Here is a 13,887-nt window from a genome sequence, read left to right as displayed (position 1 = left end):
TGGCCATATAATACTTAAAGATATATTTTCTTTATAGTGTTATATGGCTATTTTTATTTAAAAGCTATATTTATTCAATATTTATATAGTTAGCAGCTTGAACAGCTGCAATAGCACCATCTGAGGCTGCTGTTATTATTTGACGTAAAAACTTAGTTCTACTATCTCCTGCTACATATACACCTTCAACTGATGTTGTACAAGATTCATCTGAAACTATATACCCACCTTCATCTAACTCAAGAACATTTTCAAACATTTTATTGTTAGGCTTAAGTCCTATAGCAATGAAAATACCACTTACATCTATAGTTCTTTTCTCCTCAGTTTTTAAGTCTTTTACTTCTATTCTTGATACTGTCTTTTCACCTTCTATTTTTTCTACACCATGACTGTAAAGTATCTCAATATTTTTTCTTGCCTTTACTGACTTTTCTAATACTTCTTCACCTCTAAAATCATCTCTTCTGTGAATTAAGTACACTTTTGTACAATTATTAGCTAAAAATAAAGCATCTTCTAATGCAGTATTTCCTCCACCAACTATTGCAACTTCTTTATTCTTAAAAAAGGCTCCATCACATGTTGCACAATAAGATACTCCTCTACCTGTAAACTCTTTTTCTCCAACACATCCTAATTTACGTCTTTCGACTCCATTTGCAAGGATAACAGCCTTTGCTTTATGCTCTCCTGATGCTGTTTTAACAATTTTTACTTTACCTTCTAAATTTATCTCTTCTACTTCATCAAACTGAATATCAACACCCTGAGCGACTGCTTGATTATATATGTTAGTAGAAAACTCTATACCAGAAATTTTTTGAACTGCTGGATAATTTTCTACCTCAGATGTACTTGCAACTTGACCTCCATAAATATTTTTTTCAAAGACTGTTACACTTAAACCAGATCTCATAGCATAAATTGCTGAAGTTAAACCTGCTGGTCCAGCACCAATTACAATAATATCTACCATGACAATTTACCTCTCTTTATATTATTATTTCTTATATATTATTCTCATTATTATTATACTTTACTATTATTATCCATATATACTATAAACAAAACATTATTTTTTGTTAGTTTATAGAAAAGATTAATTTGAAAACTGATAGCTATAAATAAAACATCATTTTTTATATATTAACTTTATTTAATAAATATATAAAAAAACTGTAAATAAAAAGTAATTTTTACTTACAGTTCTACTTATTTATATAATTTAAAACCTTATTGGTTATCATTTACAGTGTCTTCTAATATATTGCTTTCTGATATATATGATAGAATTGAAAGTCCATACATAACCAAAACTAATGCTGCTGTTATAAGTACTATTCCCATATTTAATACCTCCTTTTGTTTACAGTATACTCTTATTATGTGAAATACTTGTGAATTTAATTTGAACATATTTGTAATTTTACAATAGTATTTTTTTCAAATTAAAAATTATATACTTTGATTAAGTCAATTACAATTAATTGTTTAAATATTAACGCTATTCATCTATATTTATATGATATACCATATAATTACATTTTTCAAATTAAAGTTTTGTAAACTTTTTTTGTAATATAGTGTAGTATGAAATTGTAATATTACAGATATGTAACTCTTATCTTCTAATTAGTTTTTATTAAAATCCCCTTCATTTCTATGAAAATCCAAGTTTTTATAGATTTAAAAAGGTTAAAAAAATATCCCATTAAAAGTCAATTTGATTACAATTTTTTTACATTTTAAAAAATAATTTTTCCAAATTTTTATATTAATACTTGACTTTGTCTGTTTTATATTCTAGAATAATTAATAATATTAAGAATATTGAAAGGCTTTGATTAGGAAGAGTAAATCTGAATCGGTTACCAGAGAAGGAAACTATTAGCTGAAAAGTTTCTTTAACTAGAAAGATTGAAAACTACCTAGGAGCTTCTATCTGAAGTTATCTTATGATTTTAGTAGGAATAGACGTTTTACTACTTACGTTAAAGTATCAAGTGGATTTTTTAAAATCAATTTGGGTGGAACCGCGGGAAACAGATTCTCGTCCCTTTTTTAGGGATGAGGGTCTTTTTTTATTACCTAAATTCAGTTTTTAAAATATTCTGTATCTAGTTTAATTAGCTAATTAAAAATTTAAAATATATGGAGGATTATAGAAATGTATTATTCAAGTACAAGAGGCACCAAAGAAAAAGTAACTGCATCACAAGCAATAATAAAAGGAATTTCAAACGATGGTGGTCTTTATGTTCCAAGTGAATTTCCAAATGTAAAAAATGAACTTATAGATTTAGTAAATTTAACTTATTCCCAAATAGCATTTTTTGTACTTAGCAAATTTTTATGCGATTTTACTGAATCTGAGATTAAGGATTGTATAACAAATGCATATGACGAAAAATTTGATTGTACTAGTATAGCTCCATTAAATAAAGTAAATGATGCTTATTTCTTGGAATTATATCATGGTCCAACTTTAGCATTTAAGGATATGGCACTTACTATAATGCCTCATCTTCTTAAAACATCTATTAAAAAAGATAATTTAGAAAAAGATGTTGTAATTCTTACTGCTACATCTGGAGATACAGGAAAAGCAGCACTTGAAGGTTTTAAAGACATAGACAAGATAAAAATAATTGTATTCTTTCCAGAAGATGGTGTAAGTGCAGTGCAAAAACTTCAGATGAAGACTCAAACTGGAAAAAATACATATGTAGTTGGCATAAAAGGAAATTTTGACGATGCACAATCTGGTGTAAAGAGAATTTTCTCTGATAAGGAATTTAATGAAAAACTATTAGATAGTAATTATATCTTATCTTCTGCTAATTCAATTAACATAGGAAGACTTCTTCCTCAAGTTGCATACTATTTTTATTCATATATGAAATTGGTAGATAGTGATGAAATAAAGTTAAATGACAAAATAAATTTTGTAGTCCCAACTGGTAACTTTGGTAATATTTTAGCTGGATATTATGCTAAACAAATGGGGCTTCCAATAAATAAATTGATATGTGCATCAAATGACAACAATGTGCTTTATGATTTCTTTAAAACTGGTATATATGATAAGAATAGAGCATTGAAATTGACTTCTTCACCTTCTATGGATATATTAATTTCAAGTAATTTAGAAAGATTATTATTTGAAATATCAAATAGAAATACTGAAATTGTAAGCAGACTTCTATCTGACCTTAATGACGATGGAGTTTATAAAATAAATGAAGATATGAAAAAGAATCTGACTTCATTCTATGGTGAATATTCTAATGAGGAAGAAGTTAAAAACACGATAAATAATGTCTTTAAAAATTACAATTATTTAATCGATACTCATACTGCTGTTGCATATAATTGTTATGAAAAATACAAAAAAGAAACTTCTGATGACACAAAAACTGTTGTTGTAAGTACTGCAAGCCCATTTAAGTTTTCTGAAGATGTTTTAAAATCTATAGACTCCAATTTTGGAAATCTTGATGATTTCGCCATAATAGATAGATTATCAAGTATTGCTAAGGTAGATATACCAAAACCTATTAGAAATCTTCAAAATGCAGAAATACTACATAAAGATATTTATGAAAAGGATGAATTAAAAATAGCTATAGCAAAATTCTTAAAGGTATAGGTGATTATTATGTTAGAAATTATAGTTCCTGCAACAAGTGCAAATATAGGTCCAGGATTTGATTGTCTTGGAATTGCTTTAAATATATATAATAAATTTTATGTTGAAGAAATTGAAAGCGGTCTTGAAATAGAAGGTTGTGAAGATGCCTACAAAAATGAAAATAATTTAGTTTATACATCTATGAAATACTTCTTTGATAGAGTTAAGCCAGCTAAAATACCTGCTGGTATCAAAATAAAAATCCAAAGTGATGTCCCTATATGTAGAGGTCTTGGTAGTAGTGCCTCTTGTATAGTTGCTGGTGTTATAGCTGCAAATGCTCTATCAAATGCTAATTTAGATAAATGCCAGTTGTTAAATATAGCTTCAGAAATAGAGGGACATCCAGATAATGTTGCTCCTGCTATTTTAGGTAATATGGTTGTTTCTGTTACTGATAATGACAATATACACTACGATATTATAGAAATCCCTAATGAACTCAAATTTTGTGCAATGATACCTAATTTCAAACTGTCAACTGAAAAAGCTAGAGGTGTTTTACCAAAAGAAATACCATATTCTGATGGAGTGTTTAATGTTAGTAGAGTCGCTTTACTCGTGTCTGCTCTGTTAAACAAAAACTTTGACCTTCTTAAAGTAGCTTGTCAAGATAAATTGCATCAAGATTATAGGGGTACTTTAATTGAAAACTACAGTGATATTGTTAAAAAATCTGAACAATTAAATAGTATTGGCGTATTCTTAAGTGGAGCTGGACCTACTATAATGGCTTTAATAAAAGAAAATGATGATAATTTCGTGCATAATATGAGAGATTATCTATCAAACTTAAACTCTAATTGGGAAATAAAAGAGTTGTGTTGTGATTCTAAAGGAGCAGTTTTAAATATTCTATAATTATTGTCTCACATATAAAATATAACTACTCTTTTATTATAATTTGTAGTATAATAATTAGGACTAGGTAATAATATTAAGTATTATAATCTAGTTCTTTAAACATGTTTACATTGAGGAGGGATTATCATAAAAGAGTTAATAATTGGAGATTTAGTTGCAAAAGTTCCTATAATTCAAGGTGGAATGGGCGTTGGTATATCTAGATCATCACTTGCTGGTGCTGTTGCTAAGCTTGGTGGTGTTGGTGTAGTTTCTGGAGTTCAAATTGGTTATGATGAGGAAGATTTTGAGACTAACACTATAAATGCAAATTTAAGAGCTATAAAAAAACATATTTCCAGAGCGAAAGAAATTTCAAATGGTGGCATTATTGGCATTAATTTCATGGTAGCTATGAAAGAATATGAAACATATGTAAAAGAAGCTGTTAAAGCTGGTGTAGACCTTATAATATCTGGGGCTGGACTTCCTAATAAACTACCATCTTTAGTAAAAGGAAGTAATGTAAAAATAGCACCTATAGTTTCTACTGCAAAAGCTGCTAGTGTAATCTTAAAAATGTGGGATAGAAAAGAGAAAACTACTGCTGACTTAATAGTTGTTGAAGGTCCAAAAGCTGGTGGTCATCTTGGATACTCTAATGAGGAGCTTGATAACATAGATTCTATAGACTATGATAAGGAATTTGTTGAGATATTAAAAGTTGCAAATAATTATGGAGAAAAATTTGGTAAGAACATTCCAGTTGTTGCTGCTGGTGGTATAACTTCTAGTAGTGATGTAAAAAAATATATCGATATGGGAGCAAGTGGTGTACAAGTTGGTACAAGATTTGTTGCTACTTATGAATGTGATGCACATGAAAACTTTAAAATGGCATATATAAATGCTACAGAAGAAGATGTACACATAGTTAAAAGCCCTGTAGGTCTTCCTGGACGTGCTATAAGAAATAAATTTATAGAAGAAGTTAAAACAAATCGTCCAGAGATAAAAAAATGTTACAACTGTTTGATTCCTTGCAATCCAAAAGAAACACCATACTGTATTTCTCAAGCATTAATTAATGCTGTTAAAGGAGATGTGGAAAATTCACTTTTATTCTGTGGAAATAATGCGTATAAAATTAATAAGTTAAGCTCTGTTGAAGATGTTATCAATGAATTAATTTCTGAATTATAATTTGAAAACTTACAAATTAAAATTTTATCAAGCTAAGGATTTTTAAATATGTTACTAATCAATCTATATTAACATATTTATATCCTTAGCTTCTTTATATTCTCATCTTTATTAGATACTATATAAATATAATTTACACCATTATTAATATTGTATTTAAAAATTTCACTTGCTCTTACTCAATTTATTTTCCATCAACTGTAGAAAATCTCATCTATAAAAACTCAATCACTTACATATCATAATTAAATTTTCTTTGCTTTCTATAATACTAATTACTGATATAATCCTATCATTACATATTATTTAATCTTCTTTTACAAGTACATTTGTTATCTCAGCTACATATAGAGTATGATAATCTTTTTTTGGATACCATCTTCCATCTATCTCTTCATCAATAAAACATTGTGGGTCAATTTTTTGGCAGTGCATTTTTTTACATATAATAGCCAACTTTGCCTCTTTAAAATAAGGTGTATCATTTAAATGTTCTACATTAAATCCTGTTTTAGATATTTTATCCTCTTCTCTACCAGACACTTTACCACAATAAGAAAGTTCTTTACGAAAATCTTCGTCAAAAAAAGTAAGAGAAAATGTATCTGTACTATCTATAAATTCTTTAGTATAACGTTGTGGTCTTATTACTACAAAAGCAACATTTTTACCCCACATAACTCCAAGTCCACCCCAACTAGCAGTCATTGTATTTACTTTACCTTCTTTTTCAGCTGTTATCAATGTCCAGTCTTTACCTATCAACTTAAATGGATTGCTTTTAATTTCCTCTGACATAATCTCTTTAAATTCACTCATATCTCTAATAACCTCTCATTCTCTTATATTGATAATACTTTTATTTTCATCATAAATTATTACTAGAATTTACTTTGGAAAATAAAGTATCTTCTATTAAAATATATTATAAAGGAGTAAGGATATAGATGCCTATTCATTTTCTAATATATTTAATATTTTCACTCAGAATATATATATACTTTATATAGTCTAAATATGACTATTACGTTTTACATGTAAATTATGTCAAAAATATCATTTAACTAAATCAAAACTTGATTTATATACCTGGAAAAGGTATTATATTAAAGAGTGCTTAAAATACTTCTTTTGTATATAGGCATGTATAAAATAATAAATAAGGAGAGTGATGAGCAATGGATACTAGTCCGTTGCGGAGAGAATTTTTTACAATTTCATCACTTAATAATATCTAAATTTAAAACTAATACGATATTCAGTTATATAAATTAGTTAATTAATAGATACTATTAAATGATGAGATTTATATAAAACTGAATAAAGGATGTGTTGCCATGATAAGATATTACAAAACTATAGATTCAAAATTAGAGAAACTTAGTTTTTTTGAAGATGGCTGTTGGATAAATCTTGTTGAACCTAATCATAGTGAAATCAACGAAATTTCTAATTTATTAAATATAGATGTAGAAAGTATAGAATCTGCACTAGATGAAGAAGAGCGCTCAAGAATAGATGTTGAAGACAATCATACTCTTATACTTATAGATATACCAGTAGACGAAAGTGACTCTAATTCTTCTCATTATACTACAATACCTTTAGGTATTATAATAACTCAAGAAGCTATTATAACAGTTTGTAATGCACAGACTAAGATTTTAAATGACTTTATAGTTGGTCATATTAAAGATTTTTTTACATTTAAAAAAACTCGCTTCTTGCTTCAAATTCTTCACAAAAATGCAGCTTATTACTTGCATTACTTAAGAAAAATAAATAAAATGACAATCATAATAGAGCGAGAAATTTACAAATCTATGAAAAACAAAGAACTAGTACAACTATTGGAATTAGAAAAGTCTTTGGTATACTTCTCTACCTCTTTAAAATCCAATGAGTTGGTCTTAAACAAGATGGTTAGAACTGCTGGTATAAAGAAATATCCAGATGATGAAGACCTCTTAGAAGATGTTATAGTCGAAAATAGACAGGCTCTTGATATGGCTAAAATATATGGAGATATATTGAGTAGAATTATGGATGCTTTCAGTGCAATTATAAGTAATAATCAAAATAATGTTATGCAATTTTTAACAGTAGTTACACTAATTTTCTCAATACCTACAATAATATCAGGATTCTTTGGTATGAATGTTATCAATATGCCATTTTCTGATAACCCAAATGGATTTTGGATAATTATGCTCATTACTTCTATAATATGCATAATAATTACATTTTTTATGTCAAGAAACAAGCTATTATAAAAATTAATAAGAGAAAGCCATTAGAGTTAATTAATTTACATTTACTCCAATGGCTTTTATTTATTTTAAAAACACTCTTTTTATCAGGTTTTTTAATTATCATATTCTTCATCTATACTCATTTCAGTTTCAAGACCTTCTAGCATTGAATCTAAGCTTTCTTTTATATTCAATATATAAATTGGAACATACTCTTCTTCATCAACTATTTCTTCTTGTAATTTAAATGGTGGAATTAATACTTCATCAAAGTTTATATTTAGTTTAGGGAAATCTTCTATTATTTCTCCACAGTTATCATATTCTTCATCTGCTAGAGAAATATACATATCTAAACTTTTTTTGTAGTAAAGTCCTGCAAGCATATATTCACACTTCTTACTCCCAAATTTAATACCTTCTTTATAATATTTTTCAGCTTCTGCATCATCATTTAATTTTAAATAAATTTGCCCTAAATTATATATTGATTCGACACAACCTTGTGCTCTAGCCTTCTCATACCAGTATTTAGAATTAACATAATCTTTGTAAAACATATCATAAATAAGTCCTACCATGTGTTGAGCATATACATTATTTTCATTAGCAGGTGCGTCAAGCATCATTTTAGATTCTTCTAGTTTTCCTTCTCTAAAATAAATTCTACCTAAATGTATACGTGCATTCATATGATTTTTACTACTTGCCATCTCAAAGTACTTTCTAGCATTTTTAGTATTTCCTAAACTCTCATATATACATCCCAATCTATAGCTAGATTTGGTATCTCCATTTTCAGATGCTTTTTTATACCAACTTATAGCTTCTTCTATGTTATTTAAATCTTCATATATATTCCCTAATTTTATTTGACAAGATACATTATTTGGAATTCTAGAATAATACGAAACTGCTTTTTCTATATCTTGATTTTGATAATATAAGTCTCCAAGATTCTCAAGAGAACTTTTACATCCAACAGCTATAGCATCTTCATAGTACTTTATAGCATTTTCATAATCTTTTTCTTCAAAATATATACCTGCTAAATTGTTTTTAGCTTCTGTTATATCATCTTCTGCTGCCATTTTATAATAAGTCTTTGCTTTTTCTATCTCATTTTCTCTATTATATAAATTTGCAAGTCTATATTTAGAAAGTGTGTGATTTTTTTCTATTGCTTTTTCATAATAATAAATTGCGTCTCCTAATTCTTCTTTTCTATCATATACATATGCAAGTCTATACTCAGATTTTACATCTTCTCTATCTGCACTCTTTTTATAATATCTCTCTGCTTCTTCCAAATTATCATTGATTTCCATAATCATACCTAAGTTAAAACAACCCTTCATATGACCTGACTTATACAATTGCTTATATAGACTTACTGTGGACTTATTGTCCTTCTTCTTTCCATTTAATATTGCTAGATTATATTTCGCATCATCATCTAAAAGTACAGAACCTTTTTTATAATATTCATATGCCTCATCATCTTTTTCTAAAAATGTATACAATACTCCTAGGTTAAAACAAGCTTTCCCAAGATTATTATCTGCTGCTTCTTTTAACCACTTTTCGCATCTTATAAAATCTTTCATTTTAAAATGACATACACCTAAATTATTTTGTGCTTGTAAGTATCCTATAGTAGCTATTTTCTCATACCAGTATATAGCATACTCATATCCATCTAATCTATAATACATATTACCTAAATCAAATGCAGCATCTTCACTTCCATTCTTATATGCCATTGAATACCATTTTTCTGCTTCTTTAAATTGCTTTTTATTTTCATATATATTTCCCAAAGTATATTGAGATTTTACATAATTATCTAATGCTGCACTTTTATATAATTCTATTGCACTTTCTGTCTTTCCCATCTTTTCAAAAAGAGCTCCCTTAGTATGTATAACTTTTGGGTCACTAGATATATTTTTTATTTTTCTTATAGAAAATTTTGTGTTTTTCATTATTCGCTACCTACCCATTTTATAAAATATATTCTCTCAAACATTATTATACATTATAAACCATAATTAATGCTATAATATTGAATTTTTACCTTTTGTCACTATATTGTAATATTGAATTTTAAATTTTATAATCATTAGATTTTATTATTGAGTTGGTATATAATGTATATATAGGGGGGGGGACATTTTATGAATTTCAGCAATATTTTTATTCAAGTTGCAGTTTTATTTATAATTATTTTAGTAGGATATTTTGTCAGAAAATTCAACTTATTAGATGAACACTGTACATCTAAACTTTCAAATTTGACAATGACTATTTTTTTACCATCTATGATAATTAGTTCTATGCAGATTAACTTTGATAATAAAATGATACAAAAAATACTACTATTATTATTTATATCTTTAGTTATGTATATAGTTTCTATTATAATTGCTTTTTTGTTAAAATACATTTTAAAATGTGAAGATGCAAAAGACCTGGGGATATATCAGTATATAGTCGTTTTTTCAAATGTAGCTTTCATGGGTTATCCTGTAATTGAAGCAGTTCTAGGCCATGAGGCTATATTCTACACTGCTATTTTTAATCTACCATTTAACTTGTTTTCTTTTACTTTGGGAATTTACTTATTATCTAAAGGGAGCACCACTAAAGGATTTTCAATGAAATCACTTATAAGCCCTGCTACAATAGCAGTAGTTATTGGTTTATTTTTATTTATAACAGGACTTAGATTACCTCAGTTTATAAATGATCCACTTAAGATGTTAGGAAACATGACTACACCAATATCGATGATTATTATTGGTAGTTTGCTTGCTAATTCTTCAGCAATAGATTGTTTTGTAAATAAAAGATTATATCTAGTTACTATTGTAAGATTATTAGTACTTCCTGTGATTATATACTTTATTCTAAAAGGGTGGGTTAATGATAAAATGATTTTAGCTATACCAGTAGTAATTTCTTCTATGCCTGCTGCTGCAAATACTGCTATATTTGCTAATCAATATAACTCTAATGTAACATTAGCCTCACAATGTGTATTTTTTACGACATTATTTTCAATTATATCAATACCTTTTATAAGTATTTTTTTACTATCTTGATTTATTCTTTTATGTATTATATAATAATAGACTCAATAAATTACAAATATAAACAATTTATTATAGTATATTGATGGAATTTTTTCCTAGATATTTGTCAATAATATCTATATGTATGATAGAATAGGAGGCTTAAATATGGATATAGATTTAATCTTTAAAGTAGTATTTGCTATAGTTGCTATAGGCGTTTCTGTAAAAATTATAAAAACCGTTGCTAGTCTAGCTTTTAAGGTAGCTTTGATATTGCTAATAATTCTATTTGTATATAGAATGTTTTTATAAATTTTCGATAATAAAGTTTTTAAAATACAATAGAGAAGTAATATTAAATTATCTTTAATGAAAATTCTTTATTAATAGATAATCTACTACACTTCTCTATTTTTATTGGAATGAGTTAAATTAAATCTTTATTATATCTTCCCATCATATAAACATCTTCAAATTTTCCATCTCTAATTACAGCATATTTTTTAGTTCCTTCTATTTCAAATCCCAGTTTTTTGTATAAATTTAGCCCCTTTTCATTGTCTACAATTACCTCTAATCCTACTCTCATCAACTTAATCCAATTGTCTGCTATGTCTAAAAGTTGTTCCATAAGCTTTTGACCTACTCCCATACCATGATACTTTTCATCAACAGTTATTCCTAGTTCTGCACTATGTCTTAATCTTGGAGATGGATTCACATGTAAACCAGCAAAACCTATTACATTTTTTTCTCCATCATTATCAATTTCAGCCACAAGCATATAATCATTTTCACCTAGAGAATCTAGCATAGCTATAGTTTTATCCAGTCTATCACTCATTAATGCTAGTGTATTTCTCATAACATTATATGCTCTTCTCATTTCATTAATCGATTGTGCATCTTCCCTTCTTACTGGTCTTATTATTATATCTAATGCTTTACTCATACTGGATTCCCCCTTATATCCCTCATTTTAAATTAATACTTTATAATTTTTATTTTATACTGCTTAAATCTATGTATGCTTCTATCTGAGGTATATATATCATATTATCTTTTATATGTGTACTTCCAAACTCTTTTAGTTCAGTGCCTTCTTTATCTTTAGTTATTTTGTATTTAATTGATTCTTCTCCTTCGTTTACTTCAGCATGAAAAAACATCCCTTCATATTGTTTAAATCTAAAATTAAAATTATCTTTAGTAAGCTTTATTATCATAATATTTTTTACTCCTTATACAATTAATATTTTTAATTATTATTAGTTATACATAAATTGTTTATTCATATGAATATATTATAACTTATCATTTATTTAGTATAAAGCCATAAATATAAATAACTATACCTATTTTACAATCTAACTTTAATTGATATATAATATATTTATATAAATTAAAGTCTGTGAGGTGAAATATGAGTAAAAAAGTAAAATATTTTTCTTTAATCCTTTTTCCGATTGCTTTATTTTTAAATTTCATAGCAAGTAAAATTCCAAATATTGTTGAAAAATATTACTCTCAAGGCATAGATAAAAAAATTGTACAACTATTAAGTAAAGTTTCAGGAATATTTCCATTTTCTATCTACGAAATTACAATGTACATAATAGTTATATCTATTTTTTTATTTTTATGTTCTATCGTATTTACAATTTTCAAGAAGAATAGAAATTTAAAGACATTTTTAAAGAATTCTATTTTAAACATATTATCTATTTTATCAATAGTTTATTTTCTTTTCGTAGTACTTTGGGGTATAAACTACGATAGAGTTCCACTTGAGAGCACCCTTATCAACCAATATAATTTAAAAAACAACGATTCTGCCCAATCAAAGCAACATAGTACTAAAGAACTTTCTGAATTATATAAATTTTTGGTAACTAAAGCAAATGAAACTAGAAAACTTACACTACAAGATAAAAATGGAGTTGTAAAGTCTAATACAGATTATAAAGGTGTCATAAATAGAGCTCAATTAGGATATGATAAAATTTCAGATATTTTACCTAGTGTTAGTGGTAGTTACTCTAAGCCAAAGTATGTTATTTCATCACATCTTATGTGCTATACAGGAATAACTGGTATATATTTTCCATTTACAGGTGAGGCAAATGTTAATATTGCAATCCCTGACTTATATATTCCTTGTACAGTTGGTCATGAAATGGCACATCAGAGAGGATTTGCTAGTGAAGATGAAGCTAACTTTATAGGTTATCTTGCTTCCATAAAACACCCTGATATTGATTTTAATTATTCTGGCTATGTTTTGGCCTTAAATTATACAGCTTCTGCTTTAAGTAAAGTTGATTATAATGCTTATGTTGATATTTCTGCTGGCATTTCAGAGCTGGTTCGAAGGGATTTAAAAAATGAGAGTGAATTTTGGCAAAGATATGAAGGTAAAATTAATAAAATTTCCAATGGATTTAATAATTCTTATTTAAAAGCTAATGGTATCTCTGAAGGAACTCAAAGTTATGGCAAAATGGTTGATTTATTGCTAACTTATTATGAATTATATCCATATAATTAAAGATACTCATAAAGAATACTAAAATTGATAAAACATTGTTATTTATTATCTAATTTTCTATTATTTAATAGTTTATTTTTTTATAAATTCATTATAAAAAAATAAACTCTTCTTAAGTATTTACTATATGTATACTTATAATACAAGGAAAATTTATAGTATATATTCTTAAGTATATTCTAAATTAAGTATCATTCATTATCTTTTTATCTAAAAAAAAGCATATACCAAAGTCTGATATATACCTATAATCTTATGTATATCTGTCTA

The 13,887-nt window shown here is 26.8% G+C and carries 12 protein-coding genes and 1 other annotated feature; of the genes, 7 read left to right on the top strand and 5 right to left on the bottom strand.

Annotated elements, in window-relative coordinates; translation table 11 throughout:
- Positions 1–70 precede the first annotated feature (70 nt).
- Complete coding sequence (gene trxB / locus KGF45_RS00455; RefSeq protein ID WP_227829425.1) at positions 71–979, bottom strand: thioredoxin-disulfide reductase; 909 nt, start codon at positions 977–979, stop codon at positions 71–73.
- A gap of 855 nt (positions 980–1,834) precedes the next feature.
- Positions 1,835–2,064, top strand: a binding site (T-box leader).
- Between the two features lie 106 nt (positions 2,065–2,170).
- Between trxB and thrC the strand changes: the two genes are divergently transcribed.
- From thrC to KGF45_RS00440, 3 genes are all read left to right on the top strand, one after another.
- The gene (gene thrC, locus KGF45_RS00450; RefSeq protein WP_227841586.1) at positions 2,171–3,652 is read left to right on the top strand and encodes a threonine synthase; all 1,482 of its coding nucleotides are present in this window, start codon (positions 2,171–2,173) and stop codon (positions 3,650–3,652) included.
- A gap of 9 nt (positions 3,653–3,661) precedes the next feature.
- Positions 3,662–4,555 carry a homoserine kinase gene (thrB, locus tag KGF45_RS00445; protein ID WP_227829427.1) on the top strand — a complete coding sequence of 298 codons (894 nt, stop codon included), beginning with the start codon at positions 3,662–3,664 and terminating at the stop codon, positions 4,553–4,555.
- 126 nt (positions 4,556–4,681) lie between these two features.
- Positions 4,682–5,740: an NAD(P)H-dependent flavin oxidoreductase gene (locus tag KGF45_RS00440; RefSeq protein ID WP_413840491.1), complete on the top strand. Its 1,059-nt coding sequence runs from the start codon at positions 4,682–4,684 to the stop codon at positions 5,738–5,740.
- A gap of 306 nt (positions 5,741–6,046) precedes the next feature.
- Here the strand turns inward: KGF45_RS00440 and KGF45_RS00435 are convergent, their stop codons facing one another.
- Entirely contained in the window at positions 6,047–6,559 is a 513-nt protein-coding gene (locus tag KGF45_RS00435) for a flavin reductase family protein (protein ID WP_227829428.1), read from the bottom strand.
- Positions 6,560–7,077: 518 nt separating this feature from the next.
- On the opposite strand from KGF45_RS00435, the gene KGF45_RS00430 reads away from it, so the two are divergent.
- Entirely contained in the window at positions 7,078–8,013 is a 936-nt protein-coding gene (locus tag KGF45_RS00430) for a magnesium transporter CorA family protein (protein WP_227434774.1), read from the top strand.
- Between the two features lie 92 nt (positions 8,014–8,105).
- Here KGF45_RS00430 and KGF45_RS00425 read toward each other — a convergent pair whose 3' ends face one another.
- Positions 8,106–9,977: a tetratricopeptide repeat protein gene (locus tag KGF45_RS00425; RefSeq protein WP_227829429.1), complete on the bottom strand. Its 1,872-nt coding sequence runs from the start codon at positions 9,975–9,977 to the stop codon at positions 8,106–8,108.
- 192 nt (positions 9,978–10,169) lie between these two features.
- Between KGF45_RS00425 and KGF45_RS00420 the strand changes: the two genes are divergently transcribed.
- Entirely contained in the window at positions 10,170–11,096 is a 927-nt protein-coding gene (locus KGF45_RS00420) for an AEC family transporter (RefSeq protein WP_227829430.1), read from the top strand.
- Between the two features lie 138 nt (positions 11,097–11,234).
- Entirely contained in the window at positions 11,235–11,381 is a 147-nt protein-coding gene (locus KGF45_RS00415) for a hypothetical protein (RefSeq protein ID WP_227829431.1), read from the top strand.
- A gap of 115 nt (positions 11,382–11,496) precedes the next feature.
- Here the strand turns inward: KGF45_RS00415 and KGF45_RS00410 are convergent, their stop codons facing one another.
- Both KGF45_RS00410 and KGF45_RS00405 read right to left on the bottom strand, forming a co-directional pair.
- Positions 11,497–12,021 (bottom strand): GNAT family N-acetyltransferase, encoded by a 525-nt coding sequence (locus KGF45_RS00410; protein WP_227829432.1) that lies wholly within the window; start codon positions 12,019–12,021, stop codon positions 11,497–11,499.
- Positions 12,022–12,070: 49 nt separating this feature from the next.
- Positions 12,071–12,295 (bottom strand): hypothetical protein, encoded by a 225-nt coding sequence (locus KGF45_RS00405; RefSeq protein ID WP_227829433.1) that lies wholly within the window; start codon positions 12,293–12,295, stop codon positions 12,071–12,073.
- Positions 12,296–12,492: 197 nt separating this feature from the next.
- Between KGF45_RS00405 and KGF45_RS00400 the strand changes: the two genes are divergently transcribed.
- Positions 12,493–13,617, top strand: coding sequence for a DUF3810 domain-containing protein (locus KGF45_RS00400; protein WP_227829434.1), 1,125 nt, complete (start codon positions 12,493–12,495; stop codon positions 13,615–13,617).
- Positions 13,618–13,887: the final 270 nt, after the last annotated feature.

The organism is Clostridioides sp. ZZV14-6154, from assembly GCF_020657785.1.
Classification (GTDB): Bacteria; Bacillota; Clostridia; order Peptostreptococcales; family Peptostreptococcaceae; genus Clostridioides.
Note: the sequence above shows the minus strand (reverse complement) of the source record. Positions and strands in the feature narration are given on the sequence as shown.

Bases quoted from the DNA above. Each gene is read 5' to 3' on its own strand.
- trxB (WP_227829425.1), bottom strand. From the start codon at position 979: ATGGTAGATATTATTGTAATTGGTGCTGGACCAGCAGGTTTAACTTCA.
- thrC (WP_227841586.1), top strand. From the start codon at position 2,171: ATGTATTATTCAAGTACAAGAGGCACCAAAGAAAAAGTAACTGCATCA.
- thrB (WP_227829427.1), top strand. From the start codon at position 3,662: ATGTTAGAAATTATAGTTCCTGCAACAAGTGCAAATATAGGTCCAGGA.
- KGF45_RS00435 (WP_227829428.1), bottom strand. From the start codon at position 6,559: ATGAGTGAATTTAAAGAGATTATGTCAGAGGAAATTAAAAGCAATCCA.
- KGF45_RS00430 (WP_227434774.1), top strand. From the start codon at position 7,078: ATGATAAGATATTACAAAACTATAGATTCAAAATTAGAGAAACTTAGT.
- KGF45_RS00425 (WP_227829429.1), bottom strand. From the start codon at position 9,977: ATGAAAAACACAAAATTTTCTATAAGAAAAATAAAAAATATATCTAGT.
- KGF45_RS00420 (WP_227829430.1), top strand. From the start codon at position 10,170: ATGAATTTCAGCAATATTTTTATTCAAGTTGCAGTTTTATTTATAATT.
- KGF45_RS00415 (WP_227829431.1), top strand. From the start codon at position 11,235: ATGGATATAGATTTAATCTTTAAAGTAGTATTTGCTATAGTTGCTATA.
- KGF45_RS00410 (WP_227829432.1), bottom strand. From the start codon at position 12,021: ATGAGTAAAGCATTAGATATAATAATAAGACCAGTAAGAAGGGAAGAT.
- KGF45_RS00405 (WP_227829433.1), bottom strand. From the start codon at position 12,295: ATGATAATAAAGCTTACTAAAGATAATTTTAATTTTAGATTTAAACAA.
- KGF45_RS00400 (WP_227829434.1), top strand. From the start codon at position 12,493: ATGAGTAAAAAAGTAAAATATTTTTCTTTAATCCTTTTTCCGATTGCT.